The 17433-nt window shown below is 64.5% G+C and carries 19 protein-coding genes and 1 pseudogene; 3 read left to right on the forward strand and 17 right to left on the reverse strand.

Annotation, left to right across the window (positions count from 1 at the left end):
* The 10 genes and pseudogenes from GRI99_RS12100 to GRI99_RS12145 form a co-directional block, all read right to left on the reverse strand.
* Nucleotides 1-731: pseudogene (locus GRI99_RS12100) on the reverse strand (hypothetical protein); the annotation flags it as partial.
* Nucleotides 732-923: 192 nt separating this feature from the next.
* Entirely contained in the window at nt 924-2939 is a 2016-nt protein-coding gene (locus GRI99_RS12105) for a bifunctional DNA primase/polymerase (protein ID WP_237438330.1), read from the reverse strand.
* Entirely contained in the window at nt 2936-3145 is a 210-nt protein-coding gene (locus tag GRI99_RS12110) for a hypothetical protein (protein WP_160772322.1), read from the reverse strand. The genes GRI99_RS12105 and GRI99_RS12110 overlap by 4 nt, the downstream gene beginning before the upstream one ends.
* The gene (locus tag GRI99_RS12115; RefSeq protein ID WP_160772323.1) at nt 3142-3369 is read right to left on the reverse strand and encodes a hypothetical protein; all 228 of its coding nucleotides are present in this window, start codon (nt 3367-3369) and stop codon (nt 3142-3144) included. Before GRI99_RS12115 ends, GRI99_RS12110 begins: the two co-directional genes overlap by 4 nt.
* On the reverse strand, nt 3366-3722 hold the full coding sequence (locus tag GRI99_RS12120; protein ID WP_160772324.1) for a hypothetical protein: 357 nt from the start codon (nt 3720-3722) through the stop codon (nt 3366-3368). The genes GRI99_RS12115 and GRI99_RS12120 overlap by 4 nt, the downstream gene beginning before the upstream one ends.
* Before the next feature lie 3 nt (nt 3723-3725).
* Nucleotides 3726-3920 carry a hypothetical protein gene (locus tag GRI99_RS12125; protein ID WP_160772325.1) on the reverse strand — a complete coding sequence of 65 codons (195 nt, stop codon included), beginning with the start codon at nt 3918-3920 and terminating at the stop codon, nt 3726-3728.
* Nucleotides 3917-4243: a hypothetical protein gene (locus GRI99_RS12130; RefSeq protein ID WP_160772326.1), complete on the reverse strand. Its 327-nt coding sequence runs from the start codon at nt 4241-4243 to the stop codon at nt 3917-3919. The genes GRI99_RS12125 and GRI99_RS12130 overlap by 4 nt, the downstream gene beginning before the upstream one ends.
* Nucleotides 4244-4246: 3 nt before the next feature.
* Nucleotides 4247-4459, reverse strand: a complete 213-nt coding sequence (locus GRI99_RS12135; protein WP_160772327.1) for a helix-turn-helix domain-containing protein — start codon at nt 4457-4459, stop codon at nt 4247-4249.
* A gap of 84 nt (nt 4460-4543) precedes the next feature.
* Nucleotides 4544-5797, reverse strand: a complete 1254-nt coding sequence (locus tag GRI99_RS12140) for a hypothetical protein (RefSeq protein WP_160772328.1) — start codon at nt 5795-5797, stop codon at nt 4544-4546.
* Nucleotides 5798-5893: 96 nt separating this feature from the next.
* A complete protein-coding gene (locus tag GRI99_RS12145) occupies nt 5894-7072 on the reverse strand; it encodes an integrase arm-type DNA-binding domain-containing protein (protein WP_160772329.1) in 1179 nt (392 codons plus the stop codon).
* Nucleotides 7073-7256: 184 nt separating this feature from the next.
* Here GRI99_RS12145 and GRI99_RS12150 point away from each other — a divergent pair, with 184 nt between their 5' ends.
* Nucleotides 7257-7787 (forward strand): YkgJ family cysteine cluster protein, encoded by a 531-nt coding sequence (locus GRI99_RS12150; protein ID WP_160772330.1) that lies wholly within the window; start codon nt 7257-7259, stop codon nt 7785-7787.
* On the opposite strand, the gene GRI99_RS12155 is transcribed toward GRI99_RS12150, so the two are convergent.
* The 6 genes from GRI99_RS12155 to GRI99_RS12180 form a co-directional block, all read right to left on the reverse strand.
* Nucleotides 7784-8950, reverse strand: coding sequence for a M24 family metallopeptidase (locus GRI99_RS12155; protein WP_160772331.1), 1167 nt, complete (start codon nt 8948-8950; stop codon nt 7784-7786). The genes GRI99_RS12150 and GRI99_RS12155 overlap by 4 nt on opposite strands.
* On the reverse strand, nt 8947-9684 hold the full coding sequence (locus tag GRI99_RS12160) for a class I SAM-dependent methyltransferase (RefSeq protein ID WP_160772332.1): 738 nt from the start codon (nt 9682-9684) through the stop codon (nt 8947-8949). The genes GRI99_RS12155 and GRI99_RS12160 overlap by 4 nt, the downstream gene beginning before the upstream one ends.
* Before the next feature lie 56 nt (nt 9685-9740).
* Nucleotides 9741-10937: an MFS transporter gene (locus GRI99_RS12165; RefSeq protein WP_160772333.1), complete on the reverse strand. Its 1197-nt coding sequence runs from the start codon at nt 10935-10937 to the stop codon at nt 9741-9743.
* Nucleotides 10930-11793, reverse strand: a complete 864-nt coding sequence (locus tag GRI99_RS12170) for an SMP-30/gluconolactonase/LRE family protein (RefSeq protein WP_160772334.1) — start codon at nt 11791-11793, stop codon at nt 10930-10932. Before GRI99_RS12170 ends, GRI99_RS12165 begins: the two co-directional genes overlap by 8 nt.
* A gap of 72 nt (nt 11794-11865) precedes the next feature.
* The gene (gene secA, locus GRI99_RS12175) at nt 11866-14604 is read right to left on the reverse strand and encodes a preprotein translocase subunit SecA (protein WP_160772335.1); all 2739 of its coding nucleotides are present in this window, start codon (nt 14602-14604) and stop codon (nt 11866-11868) included.
* 88 nt (nt 14605-14692) lie between these two features.
* Entirely contained in the window at nt 14693-14956 is a 264-nt protein-coding gene (locus GRI99_RS12180) for a hypothetical protein (protein WP_160772336.1), read from the reverse strand.
* A gap of 109 nt (nt 14957-15065) precedes the next feature.
* Here GRI99_RS12180 and argJ point away from each other — a divergent pair, with 109 nt between their 5' ends.
* Together argJ and GRI99_RS12190 are read left to right on the forward strand one after the other, a co-directional pair.
* Nucleotides 15066-16292: a bifunctional glutamate N-acetyltransferase/amino-acid acetyltransferase ArgJ gene (argJ, locus tag GRI99_RS12185; RefSeq protein ID WP_160772337.1), complete on the forward strand. Its 1227-nt coding sequence runs from the start codon at nt 15066-15068 to the stop codon at nt 16290-16292.
* 8 nt (nt 16293-16300) lie between these two features.
* On the forward strand, nt 16301-17095 hold the full coding sequence (locus GRI99_RS12190) for an inositol monophosphatase family protein (protein WP_160772604.1): 795 nt from the start codon (nt 16301-16303) through the stop codon (nt 17093-17095).
* On the opposite strand, the gene trxA is transcribed toward GRI99_RS12190, so the two are convergent.
* The gene (gene trxA / locus GRI99_RS12195) at nt 17092-17412 is read right to left on the reverse strand and encodes a thioredoxin (RefSeq protein ID WP_160772338.1); all 321 of its coding nucleotides are present in this window, start codon (nt 17410-17412) and stop codon (nt 17092-17094) included. The two genes, GRI99_RS12190 and trxA, sit on opposite strands and share 4 nt — an antisense overlap.
* Nucleotides 17413-17433 lie beyond the last annotated feature (21 nt).

Consider the following 17433-nt stretch of genomic DNA (forward strand, 5'->3'; position numbering starts at 1 on the left):
TTCGGGTTCCTGCCCCCTGTCGTAACGTTATCGGTAAACACGGCCTGTCCGCCGCGATTGTCCACGTAGTAGTGAGTATGGCGGACTTCCTGCACACCACCCCGGCGCATCTTGGCTAGGGTTTCCATCTGCCCTTGTGATGTCCGCAGCAGCTTCGCCGCCAGGTTGCCGAACGTCTGCAAGTGCGGGATCCATTCGGCATTGCCCAACTGTGACAGCGCCCGCATCGCCGCGTCATGGGTGCAATACATCTGCACAAGCAACAGCGCCTCCGCCTGATCGCGCGGCCCCATACTGCTTAGGAACGCCAGCGCCGCGTTATATCGGTCTGCATCATTCCGCCCGACCGACTTCAAGTATTTCATCAGTTCCGCGCCACGGGCGTTGACCGGTTCCATGGTGGTAGCGCCGAACGCCTGTTGCAGCTTGAGCAGCCCGAGCGCCGCTGGCCCCCCGTCAATGTCGATAGTGGTGTTGCCGTTCTCCGACTTCACGACCTTGGTTTTTACCGGCTTGCTCCGGCGTTGCTGTTCCATCGCCAGTTGTGCAAACTCGTCCTGTTCGTTGGCAGTCATATCCGACCAGCCCGAGAACCGTTCCGCCAATATCGCCTTTACCTCTTCAATCGGGCGACCGATCAGAACCGGGATCGTGTATGTTATGACCGCCGCCGCCTCAGCCGCAGGTTTCGCAGCCCGCTTACGGGCCGGTGCCTTTGCTGTTCCCGCCATTGTCAAATCCTTTGCCTGTTTTCCGCCTGTATTATCAGGCGACCCGCCGCCCGTATCCGCCCGTATATTCGGGCAACCGCATGATCGGTTGAGCACGGGGACTCTGTATTTGGCAGGCGCGGCGGGCCAATGGGCCGCGCCAACCTATACGTAGTATAGAGAGAGTATCTCCCGCAGTTACCCGCAATGTTTTCAAGCAGTTGCAGCATAGTCTCCCGCGTCTCCCGCATAGTGTATCTCCCGCACTTCCCGCAGGCCAAACACGGGCTTGCGATCCGGGCCTTTCCAGAGTTCGGCGCGCTCGATTTTCCTCAACCGGAACAGCCGATCCATTGCCTTTTCCAGCCGTGGCCTGCCGATGCCCTTGCTCTCTGGCATCCCGGCAAAGACCTTGGGGGCGAACGTGGCGCTAGGTTTATCCGAGACCGCGCGCTGTTCATCCGTGCGCTGGCGCAGGCAGGCCAGGAACAAATCGTTGTCGTTTACCGCCTGTGCCGTCGATTGCAGCGAGCGAGCCACATCGGGCGGGAGGTCGCTTTCGCAAACGAATGCCCAATCCTGCCAGACGAACCGGATTGATCCACCCTTGCGGGCGAGGTTCGCCTTGGGGATGGTCAACGTCCGCAAGTCCGTTTCCAGATCGTGATGCACCACGAAATGCGACCGCACAGCCGTTTGCCATGCCGTCGAACCGGAATAGTCTGCCCCCGCCTTGTTCGGGTGCGCCAGCAGCACGATTGCCGTGCCCGTGTCACCGGCCAGCCGGTTGAGCAGGTTCACAAACTGCGTGACTTCGCCCCGGTCGTTCTCGTTGCCGGTAAACAGGTGCGCCACGTTGTCGAGCAGCACCAGCTTTGCGCCCGTTGCCCATACCGTCGCCCGCAACCGATGGAAGAACGGGCTTGGAATGAGATGGCCTTGGGCATCATAGGAACCGAGCGGGTTATCAAGTTCACCCCGCCGACTGATTAGGTGCAACCGCCCAGCCAAGCCCGCCATAGGCACCCCCAGCGCTTCGCAGAGATGCTGTTGCCGCCAGTGCAGTTGCTCCGCGTCATCCTCACAGGTCAGATAAATTGCAGGGCCTTCCCGCAGATCCAGCCCAAGACACTTGTGGAGCGATCCAGCGGCAGCGGTCGCAAACTGCTGGGCGAGCAGGCTCTTGCCAGCCGAACCCGCGCCCGTGAACAAGGTTACCTCTCCGACAGGGACCAGTTGCTCTATCGCAAACTGTTTAGGCTTAGCGCGCCTTGTGGCGAGGGTTTGCAAATCCAGCCCACCCAGAGGCGCAAGGTCATTGTCGTTTGCTTCCACATCGACCGGCGCAGCCGCAGCCACACCCCGAAGCCCAGCCACGGGATCGGGTGCCTTGCGCGGCTGGCGCGCCCCGTCATTCAAGCCGCGCTCAACCTTACCTTCCACCGCTTCCAGCGTCCACGGATCGCCAGAATTGTAGGAAGGCATGGCCATGCCAGCGGCCAGCAATTCCGCCCTGGCGGTTTCGCGGTCGAGTTCACCACCTGCCACCAGCGCGCCAAGCTTGAGGGCAGCTTGGTTGAGCGCGCTTTCCTGTTCACCATTGCCAGCCCGCCGCACTGCCTCGCATTCGGCATTGAGCGCAGCCAGACCATAGGACGAGCAACCCGCAGCAGGCGGCACAGCCGTGACAGGCTCGATCCCTGACTTAGCCTTGCCCCGGTCGATTGCGGCCAAAAGGTCAGCGGGCGACGGAGCAGGTTGCAGGTCGTTCGCCCAATGGTAGAACGTGCCTTCCGGGTGCAGGCTGGGAGGGGCGATGACATAGCCACCCTCGCCCCGCACTTCCGCCCCCGGCATGGTCTTGATGGGCCAGCCCTTTGTTGATCGCTGGGCATTGCGGACGGGTTGCGCCGGGTCATACCTGAAATACAGGTGATACCCCTTGTGCGTGTCGCAGCGCTGGGTTGCCGGGATCGACACGGGGCAAGCCGCTTCAAATTCGGCAGGGCTGTCCACATCGAGAACCCACACGCCCGACGCGCCGCCAGTGGGCACGCCGATCATGGCATTGGGCCAGCACGTCCACCAGTTGCGGATCGTGCTTTCGTCCGTACTGGCATTCTTGAACCCGTTACTAACGAGCGGGGTCTTGTTGCGCGGATCGCACGGGAACACCGGCTTTCCTTCGCTGGCATAGCCAAGCGCCGCGTTCAGCAGTTCGTTTGTCATGCGGTGGGGCCTCCCACATATTCACAGGCATCTTGCCCGCGCGCCAGTTCCAGCGAGACGGCGAGGGCCGACCACCAGTTGCGGCATTCAATGGCCAGCACATCACGCGGCTGGCCGAGCGGCATCAGGTAAGCGAAGGGGCGGCGCTTGTTATCGTGGTCGAGCCAAGACCAGCCCGCTTCATGGGTGACGGTTGCAACGGTCATGCGGCGCGCCTCCCCGGCTTTGGGTCAGGCAGGCGCTTGACCACGGGAAGGCCCCGCGTCAGGTCGAACGACAGGGCAGCACGCACCAACGCCAGCGAACCGGACTCGGTGCGCCACCCCTCTTCCCACGGATCGCCCGCGTAGGTGGCGAACCAGCTACCATCAGGGTTGCGGACGAGTTCAACCTTGCGCGTCGGCGGTTGAGTGAAGCGCAGCACCGTCATGCGGCCACCGCCTGCGCTTCCGGGCGCACAACGCTGTAAGCCATCACCGGCTTGCCATAATCACCCTGGCGCTTGCCCACCTCAAACAGCAGACCGCGCTTGACCAGTTCACCGGCACGCGGGCGCAACAGGTGGACCGCAAGGCCGAGAACATTCACAAGGTCTTCAGGGATCGCCCCAGCAGCCCCGTAGAGCGCGAAGGCATCAAGGACCTGTGCCTGCCTATGGCCGAGGGTCTTTTGGACCCCTTCAGCGGCTTCCCGGCTGTTTTCACGGGCCGCAGTGGAATTGCCCTTGAACCCCGCAGCGGTGCCGTCGCGGTAGTGGGTGGGTGTGTTGCTCATATCATTCATGCGTTAAGCCTCCACGGCCACGCCCGACCGCTCTGCGAGGGTCAGGAACCAATCAATCTGCTTGTCAGAGAGCGGCGTAGGATCAGCCACGCATTGACCAAGGAACGAACCGCTCTTGCGGGTCAGCCGATGATCGTTGGCGAGGATCTGCAACGCCGCCCGCTTGCGCTGTTCCCAGCTTTCGAGGTGGTAGGTCATTCGCCACCGCCCCGGCGATACTTCGCCAAGCTGTTGCCCTCCAATGCAGCCAGACCGGCACGCAAGGCACGGTCAGCAGCGTCACGCGACAAACGCCGACCATCGGCCAGACCGTTGCGGTGCTGTTCAATGCTCCACAGGTTGCGGGCCTGCCACAAGGCGGCTTCAAACCGTTGCAAGTCAGAGCCGGTTTCGCTATGTTGCTGACACTCGATGCTGCCACGCTGCGAGTTTTCAGGGGGCCGCCGATCCTTGGGGAAAAGGATTGCGCGGTCCCTTCGTCCTTTACGGCTGGACGAAAGACCATCCTGCTGTGCAAGCACGGGTCACGCCGCAGCCTGCATAAGCTGGCGCTGCACCAACGCATGAATGCTGGCGGTTGTGATTCGGGTTGCCCCGTCGATCTTGAACGCCTCCAAGTCGCCACGGGCCACAAGTTCCCAGCCCTTGGTTTTGCCGATCTTGAGCATTTCCCACGCCTCTTTGGGGCGCATGGCGAGCGGCTGTATGTTGCCGCCAACGTCGATAAACTTTTGCATCTTCCTGTCCTCGTGTTGTGCTGGCGAACCAGCGGACAACCAAGGACTTAAGCGGCGCGCTGCGGCACCGCATTTCCGTTAAAATCAGTTCTGAGTGGACTGACTTAAACTGAGCGCGGATGCCTTATATTTTGCGACCAGCCTCTTCTTCTTGCTGTCATCTGTGCCACCGCCCTTTGCTCTCGCGACAACTTGACCCGCCGCATCCCAATCGCTGCTGGCCTCCCTCGCCGTGATCAAACTGGCCATCTCTTTGAGCAGTTCGGCGTCGTCAATTGAGTAGCCGCCAACCCCAGCTTGCCGCCCTCGCCCCGGCGCATTCGTTGCGGCCCGTTGCGCAACGTCCGAAGGAGGGAAGGCGGCTTCTATCGCAGTGGAGGACCATCTGTGTTTTACATATCCCCGCACAAGGCTCAGGCCGTCTGATTTGTCTGAATGCTCGAATGCGTGCCACTCGGTATCGGTTAGCGCGACAGGCAGTCCGGTGGACAAATCAAAAGCTGTGCCTCCGACAAGCCTGTTCGCGCCGATTGCAGATTGTATGCGGGCCAGCGCTTGGGTGAGCGTGACCCCATAACGGCTGCCCATTACGTTACCAATTACCAGCCAAGCGGAAGCGGAGTGAAGGCCACCGCGTTCTGTGTGATATTTGCGCGCGTATGCTTGGACGGCTGCGGTAAAAGACGGGGAGCCTGACCCGACCCAAGCGCACGCTGTAAAAGGCTCCCAATATCCGGCCTCAAGCGTCGGCGCGGAAGCCTCCACCGCAGCGAAGGCAGCATAATCACCCGACAGCGCATCATCCATTGCGGCGCGCGCCTGTTCCGCTTCCATTGCGCCGATAAATGCCCTGACCGCTTTTGCGTTGAGGTGTATATCATAATAGCGCGCCACCCGTTCGGCGGAAAACTCTTGATGGAATATGCTTGCCGCGCGCCACCCAGCTTTAATGAGATCGCAGGTTTCCGCATAATCAATCTCGCTGCCCGGAAACGCCGTTACGGGGATTTCTGCAAGTTCATCGTCCGGTGTGCGCCTGCCATAGGCGGCGATTTGCTGGTTACATACGGCCCGCCAGATAAGACCTTCAACTTCAGGTAGGCGTTTGGCCAAGTCCTCAGAGGTTAGGGGGTGGCCCGTGACAACCTGGAGCACGCAGCCAATGGCAGATGCTGCGGCCAACTTACTGTCCGCCATCAACAGGGCACCTTGCACCCCGGACCGCAGCGCTTCCAGCCGCAAGGGCCGATCCTGCGAATAGGCTACAGCTAACCACCACGGCCAAAAAGCCTCAGCCATGTGATCATTGATGGCAATATCTAGATCGAACGTGTCCATTTCTGCCCCTCCGTAGGGCCACCGCACAGAGAAAGCGGGGGGCAGGCTGGGCGGATAACCAGCCGTTCGGGAGCTACCCTAGCCCACCCGCTCCATTCATCCCGCCACACCGGACGGGAATTGAACAACCTTGCCAGAGCCACCCCTGACATACGCGCCCCAGCCATCCAGCAGGGTGCGGCGCAATTCCATGAACTTTGCCCGATTGTAGGCCCTCACCACCTTGTCGGGGATCTTGTGCGCAAGCGCGGCTTCAGCCACGGCATCGGGGATATTAGGCATACGCTCAGCCGCCCAAGTGCGGAACGTGGACCGGAACCCGTGAGCCGTGAAGCCATAGGGTCGCACGATTTTGCTTAGGGCATTGTCACTCAGCTGCTCGCCCTTACGATTGGCAAAGACGAGGCAATCCTTGTCGTCACCGCGCAAGGCCTTGGCGCGTTCCAGCAGGTCCAGCGCTTGCGGGGACAGCGTGACAGTGTGGGCCTCACCGCTTTTCATCAGGGCGGCGGGCCGGTGCCATTCCTTCGCCGCCAGGTCGAAATGCGACCACATGGCCGAGCGGACTTCACCATGGCGGGCAGCAGTCAGGATTTGCAGCAGCAACGCCAGACGGGCGGCAGCGTCCGTTTTGTCCCACAGATCGGCCACGAAAGCAGGCACAGCCCCGTAGGGCATAGACGCAAGGTTGCCCTCGTCCGGTTGCTTAGGCAGCAGCGTTGACAGAGCCTCACGGGGCGCGCCTTCCGTTCGCCAGCCCGAAGCCTTGGCATAGTTCAGCACCAGCCCGACACGGGCGCGCAGTTTCTTGGCGATGGCGGGCTTATCCACCCACAGCGGCGACAGGATGGCCGCAACGTCACGATCCGACAGGCTATCGACCCGCACCGCCCCCAGCGAGGGGAACACATGCAGTTCAAGGCTGGACAGGAACGACGCGGCATTGCGTTCAGACCAGCCGCGTTCCTTGGCAGCGTGACAGGCGATAGCAGCCTCTTTGAACGTAGGGGGCGCGACTTCGCGGTGATCGCGCACAGCCACCGGATTGCCACCCGTGCGGGCGACCTTGCGGAGTTCTCGCGCCCTGTCCCGCGCTTCCTCTAAAGTCAGGTCAGACGCAGAGCCTAAGCCAATGTCGCGGCGCTTGCCGTTGACCATGACCCGCAGCACCCATGACTTGCCGCCAGTGGGGGCCACCAGTAGATACAGCCCTGCACCGTCGCCATGCCGCCCCGGTTTGGCGTGCTTCACTTTCAAGGCGGATAGCTTGGACACTCAGCACTCCCACAAACGCTCCCACATTATAGGGCGGCTTGTGGCGAACCGCAACGGAACGGCCCGAACCAATGCACAGATCATTTACGGATGTGGCACACGGGAAACACGGGCTGTCGCGGCTGGCTGCGAACCGCAGCGGATTTACTAGGTCCAATCCTACTCGGGGAGCCACTTTCCACCCATGAGCCGATCCGCCAGCCACCCCGCCGAAGGCGCTTTGTGCGTGTCTTGCGGCCTGTGCTGCGACAACGGCATGTTCGGTCGTGTGATCGTCAGCCAGTGGGAAGCGCTGAAGCTAAAGGCGCGCGGCATTGCGGTCACCACCTATGACGATGGCGAGCGCAGCTTCAACCAGCCCTGCCCGCGGTTCGAGAACGGCTGCTGCGGCATCTACAAGAGCCGCCCGCACACCTGCCGCGCCTATGTGTGCGAGATGCTGAAGGAATTGCGCGCCGGGGCGATCGACGCGGGCGAAGCGCAGCGGCGGATCGATGCGGTAAAGGCAGCGCGCGCGGCGGTGGCGGCGCAGGTGGGCGAGGCTGATCCGTTCGACTATCGCACCCGCATCACCGACCTGCTGGAACGGGGCGAGCCGGCGGATACGATTCCCGGCTGCACAGACGAGCTGATCGCGCTGGAAATGCTGCTGAACCAGTGGTTCCGGACAGAAGATTACGCCAAGCGTGTGCCAGGCTGGCCGCCGGAAGGCTAGGCTTCGATCAGCACCGGCCCCGGCTGCCAGCCTTCCGCCAGCGGCTCGCAACCGCTTTCGGTGACCAGCACGGGGCAGCCGAACGAGGCGCCCCGGCGGAAATCCATCGCCACCACGTGCGGTTCAAGCTCCAGCACCATGCCGGGTTCCAGTGCGATCTCCAGATCCTCAGGAAGGCTGGTATCGAGGCCCGTCTGGGCCACCGGCGGCTCGAAGGAATGACCCAGGCCGTGGAACATCGGCCCCAGCGACTGGAAGCCGCCGGCTTTTACCGGCGCGCGCATGATGTCCTGCAACTCGCGCGCGGTCAGGCCCGGTTTGATGGCATCCACCCCGGTATGGAAGCTCTCCGCCCCCACCCTGGCAATGTCATGCCACACGGGGTCGACCGCGCCGATGTAGAACGGCTGGTTGAACTGCGCGTTGTAGCCATGCTTCTTGGCGTCGAACTCGGCATTGATCACGTCGCCGTCTGCCAGCACCCGCCCGGCAGGAGACGGGATCGCCCCGCCCATTGCACCGTGGACGCTGAAGTGGCCGGAATGGAACAGCAACAGCGTGTGGGTGGAACAGCCCTGGCGAAACAGCGTGGCCATCAGCTCGGCCTTCACGTCAAGGTCGGACACGCCGGGACGGGCCAGCGCGGCCACCGCGGCGATGGCGGCCTGTCCGGCGGCGCACCCTTCGCGGAAGCAGGCAATCTCGTAGGCGCTCTTGATCCGGCGCGCGGCAACCAGGATGGCCGTGGCATCGACGATCCGCGCCTGCGGATGGTCGGCGGCAATCGCGCGGGCCATCTTGTCCGGAAAGGTCAGGTCGCCATCATAGCCCGACAGGACCGCGCCCAACGTGGCGCTTTGCCAGCCGCGCTCGGCAATCGCCTCGGTCACACGGGTGGCGAACAGCGGATAGCCGTTGCGGTGGTCGGTGACCCAGGCCTCGCCGTCATGGCTGCCGCCAAACGAGAACATCACCGGCTCGCCTTCCAGCGGGAACAGCAGCACGCCTTCGCGCGGCAGGTTGGTCAGGTATTGCAGGTCAGCCAGGCGATAGAGGTTGAGGCCGGTATCCCCCACCACGATCAGGCAATCGATGCCCCGGCTTGCCATCCCGGCGCGGACCAGAGCCCAGCGCCGGTCGCGCTCCTCGACCAGCTCGGTCATTGCGGGCGGCGGAAGCGCAGGGCGAACTTGTCGCTGGTGGGTTCCACATCCCCCGGATTGGCGGTGTGCGGATCAGCAGGGTTGTGCAGCAGGTCGCTGGTGGCTTCCAGCACGAAGCCGGCGGTGGTTACCTGGCCGATCACCGCCATCGGATCGATCCGGTGCAGCGTGCGGGTGGCGGTCAGGCCGGTGCCGGGGGCCGCATGATCCTCAACGAAATAGATCCCGCCCGGCTTCAACGCATTCAGCATGGCGCCGTTTACCGCCGCCATGTCACCATTGGCCAGGTCGTGATAGTTCTCGGTTGTCCACACCAGGTCCACCGGCTGCGGCAGGGTCAGGCTGTTGTAGCCTTCGACGACGACCACTTCGACATTGCCGTATTCGGCAGCGAGCGCGTTAATGCCGTCAAGCCCGCCGGGGCGGCTGGCGAAGAAGGCGGGGACCAGCGCATAGACCCTGCCCTGCGGCCCCACCGCAGCGGCCAGCAGGCGGGTGAAATAGCCGCCGCCCGGCGCAATCTCGGCAATGGTCATGCCGGGATGGACCCCGGCGAAGGCCACGATCTCCGCCGGTTTGCGCAGCGCATCGCGCGCGGTGTCGGCTTCGGGCCGGCGACTGTCGGCCACGGCAGCGGCAATCGCCGTGCCCGCCCCTTCGTGGTGGTTGGCATAGGCCACGCCGCCCGAGGCGAGCAGTGCGGCAGATATGGCGGTGAACAGGGCGCGCTTCATGGTGATCCTCCCAAGTATGGTGCGGAGGCTATTGCCCGCCCCACCAAAGGCAAGGATCAATTTGTAACCGCTGCGGCCTTCTGCCGGTCAAGCAGCGTCACCGCCTGCCACGCCACCAGCATCACCAGCGAAATCAACCCCGCCCCCACATACCAAGGGGCATCGTGGCCCAGCCGGTCATAGATCAGGCCGAACGCCGGCGGCACCACGATGCGGCCCACGGCGTTGCTGGCCATCATCAGCCCCATGGTGCTGCCCTGCCGTTCCGGCGGGGTATTGCGGCTGAGCAGCGCGCCCGAGGCCGGGAAGGCCAGGCTGTGCCCGGTCATCAGCAGGCCCATCAGCAGCACACCCGAGATCGGCAGGCGGATCACCGGTTGCAGCACCATCGACACGGCCAGCAGCGCCAGCCCGATCACGATCACGCGCGCCTCGCCAAAACGGGCCACCAGCGGCCCGATCAGCACCAGTTGTGCCAGCAGGCCACCTGTGCCCAGGGCCAGGAAAGCCAGGCCCAGGTCATGGGCAGACCAGCCGAAGTTCTCCTCGCTCCAAAGGCCATAGATCGCCTCCATGCTGGCAAAGGTGGCAATGCCGCAGAAGCTGATGACGAACAGGCGCAGCAGCAGCGGCTGGCGGCGCACGAAGGCCAGCCCTTCAGAATACTTCGGCAGGTCACGCCCCTTGCCCAGCGGCGGCACGGCATCCTTCAGCACCGCCCAGCACCAGGCCGACGCGGCCAGCGACAGGCCGCCCGCAACATAGATCGGCAGGCGGAAACTCTCGGCCACCGCTGTCTCGCCCGCCAGGAGGCCGCCCAGCACGGGGCCGAAGGCAAAGCCCAGGCTGAACGCCGCGCCGAAATAGCCCATCGTCTTGGCCCGCGTTTCCGGCGGGGAGACATCGGCGATGAAGCCGGTGCACACGCCCAGCGTGCCCGAGAAGAAGCCGCTGACAATGCGGATCAGGATTGCCACCAGCAATGTGGGCGCCCAGGCGAAGGCGAAATAGCTGAGACCCGCCACGAGCGTGGTCACCAGCAGCACCTTGCGCCGGCCCCAGATGTCCGACTGGCGGCCCCAGTAGATCTCGCCGAACACGTTGCCGAAGGAATAGGCGGCAAACAGCAGCGCCACTTCGAAAGGGCCGGCGCTGAACACCTGGCCATAGAACGGCAGCAGCGGCAGGATCAGGCTGAACCCGCCGATGTTGATGAACACCGCGACGAGCAGCGGAGGAAGGCGCCTATCCACGGTAGCGCGGCTCCGGTAGGCCGGTGACGCCAAGATCGTCGATGATGTAGTTCCAGCCATCGCCCTCGGCCGGTTCGCGGCCCAGGAAGCTGGGGTCGATACTGGGCACGAACAGCCGGTCCAGCTGCGGGCCGAAGAACATGCAGCTTGCCGGCAGCTTCGTGGGCATGGCGATCTCGCGCACCAGCGAGCCATCCGGCGCGATGCACAGCACCACCCCGCCCTCGCACACGGCCACCCACAGGTTGCCTGCGCTGTCCACCGTCGCGCCATCGGGGATCGGGCCCCAGGCGCTGGTGTTGAAGAACTCGCGCCGGTTGGCCGCAGCGCCCGTGGCCAGGTCATAGTCGTAAGCGTAGATCACGTGGGCCATGCTGTCGGCGTGGTACAGCGTGGCATTGTCGGGCGACCAGCACGGCCCGTTACCTAGCGTCAGCCCGCTGTCGAGCTGGCGGATTTGCCCCTGGTCGAGCACGAACAGCCCGCCGAGCGGTTCGGCCGCCTTGCGGTGGCTGGTGCCGAACACGAAGCGACCCGCCCGGTCCACCTTGCCATCGGCCAGTTGCAGCGCCGGATTGGCCGGTTCCATCAGCGCTACGGGGGTGACAGCGCCGCTGGCGAAATCGAGCGCATGGATGCCATCGACCAGCGCCACGATCGCCCCGCCCTGCTTCCGCAGGGCCATCGAACCGATCATGTCCGGCACGGCCCATTCGCGGTGGTCACCCGTTTCCGGGGCCCAGCGGAAGACCTTCTTCTCCAGGATATCGATGTAATACATGGCCTGCTCGGCCACGTCCCACACCGGCCCCTCGCCCACCGAACGGCGCGGCAGGTCTGCCTTCGTGATGCGCATGACGTGTCCCCTCTCCGGCCCCAACCATAACGAGCGTTACGGTTATGGCAAGGAGGGGACGTCAGCCGCTTGTCAGACCGCCCCGTGGCAGTGCTTGTACTTGCTGCCGGAACCGCAGGGGCACGGATCGTTGCGGTTGATCGCCTGGCCTTCCCACGGATTGCCGCCCGGTGCGCCGCTAGGCATGGCCGTGCCGCCCAGCGCGCCGAACAGCGCGGGGTTGGCTTCGGACCCGTCGCGGTCACCCGAATTGTCCTCGCCGGTGAACGGATCTATGTGCCCGGTCAGGAACTCGGGCAGTTGCGGCAGCTCGCCAATCGGCGGGGGCGGCGGGGTAATGCGCAGTTCCACGTTCATCAGGATGCGCGTCACCGCCTCGCGGATGGACTCAAGCATCACCTCGAACAGGCCGAAGGCTTCCTGCTTGTATTCGTTCAGCGGCTGCTTCTGGGCATAGGCGCGCAGGAACACCACCTGGCGCAGGGCATCCAGCGTGGCCAGGTGGTCCTTCCAGTGATGGTCGAGCTGCTGCAGCAGGATGTTCTTCTCGATCATGTGCCAGCCGGACATGTCCACCCCGGCCAGCTTGGCCTGCATCTTCTCCTCGGCGAGGGCCTGCAGCCGCTCGTCGATCAGGTCGGGTTCCACCGCGTCTTCCTGCAGCCAGTCGTCGATCGGCGGCTCCATGCCCAGCACATCGCGCACGCGGGCCTTCAGGCCTTCCACGTCCCACTGTTCGGGATAGGAATCGGGCGGGCACGTGCTGGCGACAATGGCGTTGATCGTGTCGGTCCGCATGTCGGCCACCACGTCGTCCACCTTGTCGGCATCCATGATCTCGGCGCGCTGCTCGTAGATCACCTTGCGCTGGTCGTTCATCACGTCATCATACTGCACGACCTGCTTACGCATTTCGTAGTTGCGCGCCTCCACCTTCTTCTGCGCGGTCTCGATGGCCTTGCTGAGCCACTTGGAGCCGATCGCCTCGCCGTCGGCCAGGTTGCTGTTCATCATCTTGGCGAACAGCGTGTCCGGCCCGAAGATGCGAAGCAGGTCATCCTCCAGGCACAGGTAGAACCGGCTCAGGCCCGGATCGCCCTGGCGGCCCGAGCGGCCACGAAGCTGGTTGTCGATGCGGCGGCTTTCATGCCGTTCGGTGCCCAGCACGAACAGGCCGCCGGCCTGCTTAACGCGCTCGCGTTCCTCGGCCACTTCAGCCTTGATCCGCTCGATTCCGGCCTCGCGCTCGGGCCCCTCGGGCACGTCGCGCAGTTCGTCCTCGATGCGGAATTCCACGTTGCCGCCCAACTGGATATCGGTACCACGACCGGCCATGTTGGTGGCGATTGTCACCGCACCGATGCGGCCCGCCTGGGCCACGATGTGGGCTTCCTGTTCGTGGAAACGGGCATTCAGCACCGCGTGCTTGACGCCTTCCTGGTGCAGGAACTTGCTCAGCAGTTCGCTCTTCTCGATGGAGACGGTGCCCACCAGCACCGGCTGGCCGATTGCGTTCTTCTCGGCAATCGCCTTGGCGATGGCCTGGAACTTGTCCATCGTGTTCTTGTAGAACTCGTCCTCCTCGTCGATGCGGGCGACAGGCTTGTTGGTGGGGATTTCCACCACGTTCAGCTTGTAGATGTCCCAGAATTCAGCCGCCTCGGTGGCCGCTGTGCCGGTCATGCCGGACAGTTTGGGGTACATGCGGAAATAGTTCTGGTAGGTGATCGAGGCCATCGTCTGGTTCTCGGGCTGAATGGCCACGCCTTCCTTCGCCTCGACCGCCTGGTGCAGGCCGTTGGACCAGCGCCGCCCGTCCATCATGCGGCCGGTGAACTCGTCGATGATGATGACCTTGTCGTCCTTGACGATGTAGTCGGTATCCAGCTTGAACAGCTTCACCGCCTTCAGCGCCTGGTCGAGGTGGTGGACCACCAGGGTGTTCTCCACGTCGTAGAGGTTCTCCGACTGGAGCAGGCCGGCGGCATAGAGGCGGCGCTCGATCTCCTCGTTGCCTTCCTCGGTCAACTGGACGTTGCGGGCCTTCTCGTCGACCTCGTAGTATTCTTCCTCCAGCGCCTTCACCACGGCATCGAGGGCGAGGTACAGGTCGCTCTTGTCGTCGGTCGGGCCAGAGATAATCAGCGGGGTGCGCGCCTCGTCCACCAGGATCGAGTCCACCTCGTCGACGATGGCATAGTTGAAGGGGCGCTGGACCATGCGGTCGCGCTCGCTCTTCATGTTGTCGCGCAGGTAATCGAAGCCGAATTCGCTGTTCGTGCCGTAGGTGATGTCCGCAGCATAAGCATCGCGCCGCTCATGTTCCTGCATGTTTGGCACAACCACGCCCACGGTCAGGCCCAGCCACTGGTGCAACTGGCCCATCCATTCGGCGTCGCGCCGCGCCAGGTAGTCGTTCACCGTCACCACGTGGACGCCCTTGCCCTCGATGGCGTTGAGATAGGTGGCCAGCGTTGCCACCAGCGTCTTGCCCTCGCCCGTGCGCATTTCGGCAATCTCGCCGCGGTGGAGCACGATGCCGCCCACCATCTGCACGTCGAAGTGGCGCATCCCCAGCACGCGCTTCGATGCCTCGCGCACGGTGGCGAAGGCTTCGGGCAGCAGGTCATCCAGCGTCTGCCCTTCGGCCAGCTTCATGCGGAACTTGGCGGTCTGCGCCTGCAGCTCGGCATCCGAGAAATCCTCGAGCTGGCTTTCCATCGCATTGATGCGGGCGATGATCTTGTCGAGGCTGCGGACGTAACGGTCGTTGGACGAACCGAGGATGGTCTTGGCGATTTTCTGCCACATGGGGGCGAATCCTGTCGTGATATGGAGTGGGGGCCGCGCAAGCAGGCGGCCCGGTAAACGCGGGAAGCTGGAAATGGAGCCCGGCGGGCTATTCGTGGGCGCGATCGGCCTGCAGCATCACCGCGGGGGTCTGGATCAGGATCACCGGGCGCTGACGCACTGTATCGCGACGTTCGGCCCGGCGCGGCGCAGTGGCCTGCGCGGCAACCGAGGCATCGGCCTCGACCGAAACCAGCCCGCCCTGCTCGGCCACCTGGACCGCGCGCGCACCCAGGTCGAGCGCCTGCACCGGCGCGACCGTGGCGGTCAGCCCCGTGAGAACGGCAAGCAGGGTGAGCAACTGGCGAAGCATCGGGGTCCCAGATAGCGAACTATTCGCACATGTCTACGTGGGGTGCGTTACTTTGCGCTGAACATTGAGTGATTGTCGCACGGCAGCAACCCGATTATCGGGCCGGACCATGGATATCGCCACTTCGCCGCTCGCCCTGCCCTTCCCCGCAATGCCCGCCATCGGCGGCGTGACGCTGCGCGTGGCGCGGGCGCGCTACAAGGCGTGGGACCGGGCCGACCTGACCTATGCCGAACTGGCCCCCGGCACCGCGCTGGCGGGCGTGTTCACCCGTAACGTGTGCTGCTCCACCGAGGTGGAAATGGGGCGCGAGAGCGTGGCTGGCGGCGCGGCGCGGGCGCTGGTGGTCAATGCGGGCAATTCCAACGCCTTCACCGGCTATCGCGGGCGCGAGGCGGTGGAGCAGATCACCGCGCAGGTGGCAGCACACCTGGGCTGCTCGCCCGCCGAGGTGCTGGTCAGCTCCACCGGCGTGATCGGCGTGCCCCTGCCCAAGGACAAGGCGCGCGAGGGCGTGGCAGCGGCACTGACGGCCGAGCCATGCGGCTGGGAAGATGCCGCGCGCACCATCGGCACCACCGATACCTTTGCCAAGGGTGCCACCGTCTCCGCCATGATCGGCGATGTGAAAGTGACGCTGAACGGTATCATCAAGGGCAGCGGCATGATCGCCCCCGACATGGCGACCATGCTGGGCTATATCTTCACCGATGCGGCGGTTTCGCCCGCTTTCCTGCAGGCCTGCCTGCCTGCCGCCAATGCCGGCACCTTCAACTGCATTACCGTGGACAGCGATACCTCCACCAGCGACACGGTGCTGGCCTTCGCCACGGGTGCGGCGGGCAATGCCGTGCTGGAAGGGCAGGACAGCCCCGGCGCAGATGCCTTCATGGCCGCGATGCAGGATATCTGCCGCCAACTTGCCCACCTGGTGGTGCGCGACGGCGAAGGGGCGCAGAAGTTCATCGCCATCACCGTGACCGGCGCGGTGAGTGACGAGAGCGCGCGGATCGTGGGCCTGGCCATCGCCAACTCGCCGCTGGTCAAGACCGCGATTGCCGGGGGCGATGCCAACTGGGGCCGCGTCGTCATGGCCGTGGGCAAGGCCGGGCAACCGGCGGACCGTGACCGGCTGTCGATCGCTTTCGGCGGCGTGTGGGCGGCCAAGGATGGCCTGCCGCTGGCCGATTACGACGAGGCCCCCGTGGCCGCGCACCTGGCCGGGCAGGAAGTGGAGATCACCGTTGATCTGGGCCTGGGCGAAGGCCGCGCCACGGTATGGACCTGCGACCTGACGCATGGCTACATCGCCATCAACGCGGACTATCGCTCGTGACCGACATCATGGCCTTCCACGCCGCCGTCGAAGGCCTGATGCGCGAGGTCAGCCAGAAGGCAATCCTGCCGCGCTACCAGCAACTGAAGGCCGGCGAGGTGGAGGACAAGGGCGGCAATGATCCCGTCACCGTGGCCGACCGCGAGGCCGAGGCCATGCTGGCCGAAGGGCTGGCAAGGATCATCCCCGACCTGCCATTCGTGGGCGAGGAAGCCGCCCACGCCGACCCGTCGATCATGGCGCGCCTGGCGGGCGATTGCTGGATCGTCGATCCGCTGGACGGCACCCGCAATTTCGCCACCGGCAAGCCGCCGTTCGGCATCCTGGTGGCCATGGCCAGCGGGGGCGTAGCGCACACCGGGTGGATCCTCGACTGTCTCACCGGCCGCTTCTGCGTGGCGCACAAGGGCCAGGGGGCGTTTGTGAATGGCGAGAAGGTGCAGGCGCGCAGCACCGGCGGGGACCGGCCGGTGGCGGCGATCAGCCTGCTGTTCATGGACCCGGCCAAGCGCGCGGCGGTGATGGACCACGTCAACCCGCACTACCGGCTGGTCGACGTGCCCTATTGCGCGGCGGAACAGTATCCCCGGCTGGCGCTGGGCGAAAACGACGTGTCACTATTCGAAAAGACGCTGGCCTGGGACCATGCGGCTGGCGTGCTGTGGCTGAACGAGGCCGGCGGCAAGGCTGCGCGACCCGACGGCTCACCCTATCGCGTGGACGGGGCAACCCACGGCGGCCTGATCGGCGCCGCCAGCCCCGCCCTGTGGGACGAGATGGCGGCGCGGATGGCGGCTCTTTAGAGGACGCTTTCGATCCAGCCCTTGAGCTGGCTCTTGGGCGCGGCGCCCAGCTTGTGGGCCACGGGCTTGCCACCTTTGAACAGCACCAGCAGCGGGATCGACTGCACGCCGATCTGGGCCGGCACTTCGGTGCTTTCCATGATGTCCATCTTGGCGATGGTCAGCTTGTCGGCCAGCTCCTCGCTGATCTCCTCCAGCGCGGGGGCGATCATCTTGCAGGGGCCGCACCAGTCGGCCCAGAAATCGACCAGCACGGGCTTGTCGGACTGCAGCACATCTGCGGCGAAGCTGGCATCGGTGACGGACTTGGTGGCCATAACGGCATAACTCCTGCTTTG

The organism is Alteraurantiacibacter buctensis (genome assembly GCF_009827655.1).
Lineage (GTDB): Bacteria > Pseudomonadota > Alphaproteobacteria > Sphingomonadales > Sphingomonadaceae > Alteraurantiacibacter > Alteraurantiacibacter buctensis.

Excerpts from the sequence above, each read along its gene's own strand:
- GRI99_RS12140 (WP_160772328.1), bottom strand. The coding sequence starts at position 5,797 with ATGGACACGTTCGATCTAGATATTGCCATCAATGATCACATGGCTGAG.
- GRI99_RS12150 (WP_160772330.1), top strand. The coding sequence starts at position 7,257 with ATGAGCCGATCCGCCAGCCACCCCGCCGAAGGCGCTTTGTGCGTGTCT.
- GRI99_RS12170 (WP_160772334.1), bottom strand. The coding sequence starts at position 11,793 with ATGCGCATCACGAAGGCAGACCTGCCGCGCCGTTCGGTGGGCGAGGGG.
- argJ (WP_160772337.1), top strand. The coding sequence starts at position 15,066 with ATGGATATCGCCACTTCGCCGCTCGCCCTGCCCTTCCCCGCAATGCCC.
- GRI99_RS12125 (WP_160772325.1), bottom strand. The coding sequence starts at position 3,920 with ATGACCTACCACCTCGAAAGCTGGGAACAGCGCAAGCGGGCGGCGTTG.
- GRI99_RS12105 (WP_237438330.1), bottom strand. The coding sequence starts at position 2,939 with ATGACAAACGAACTGCTGAACGCGGCGCTTGGCTATGCCAGCGAAGGA.
- GRI99_RS12155 (WP_160772331.1), bottom strand. The coding sequence starts at position 8,950 with ATGACCGAGCTGGTCGAGGAGCGCGACCGGCGCTGGGCTCTGGTCCGC.
- GRI99_RS12135 (WP_160772327.1), bottom strand. The coding sequence starts at position 4,459 with ATGCAAAAGTTTATCGACGTTGGCGGCAACATACAGCCGCTCGCCATG.
- GRI99_RS12115 (WP_160772323.1), bottom strand. The coding sequence starts at position 3,369 with ATGACGGTGCTGCGCTTCACTCAACCGCCGACGCGCAAGGTTGAACTC.
- GRI99_RS12190 (WP_160772604.1), top strand. The coding sequence starts at position 16,301 with ATGGCCTTCCACGCCGCCGTCGAAGGCCTGATGCGCGAGGTCAGCCAG.
- trxA (WP_160772338.1), bottom strand. The coding sequence starts at position 17,412 with ATGGCCACCAAGTCCGTCACCGATGCCAGCTTCGCCGCAGATGTGCTG.
- secA (WP_160772335.1), bottom strand. The coding sequence starts at position 14,604 with ATGTGGCAGAAAATCGCCAAGACCATCCTCGGTTCGTCCAACGACCGT.
- GRI99_RS12120 (WP_160772324.1), bottom strand. The coding sequence starts at position 3,722 with ATGAATGATATGAGCAACACACCCACCCACTACCGCGACGGCACCGCT.
- GRI99_RS12180 (WP_160772336.1), bottom strand. The coding sequence starts at position 14,956 with ATGCTTCGCCAGTTGCTCACCCTGCTTGCCGTTCTCACGGGGCTGACC.
- GRI99_RS12160 (WP_160772332.1), bottom strand. The coding sequence starts at position 9,684 with ATGAAGCGCGCCCTGTTCACCGCCATATCTGCCGCACTGCTCGCCTCG.
- GRI99_RS12110 (WP_160772322.1), bottom strand. The coding sequence starts at position 3,145 with ATGACCGTTGCAACCGTCACCCATGAAGCGGGCTGGTCTTGGCTCGAC.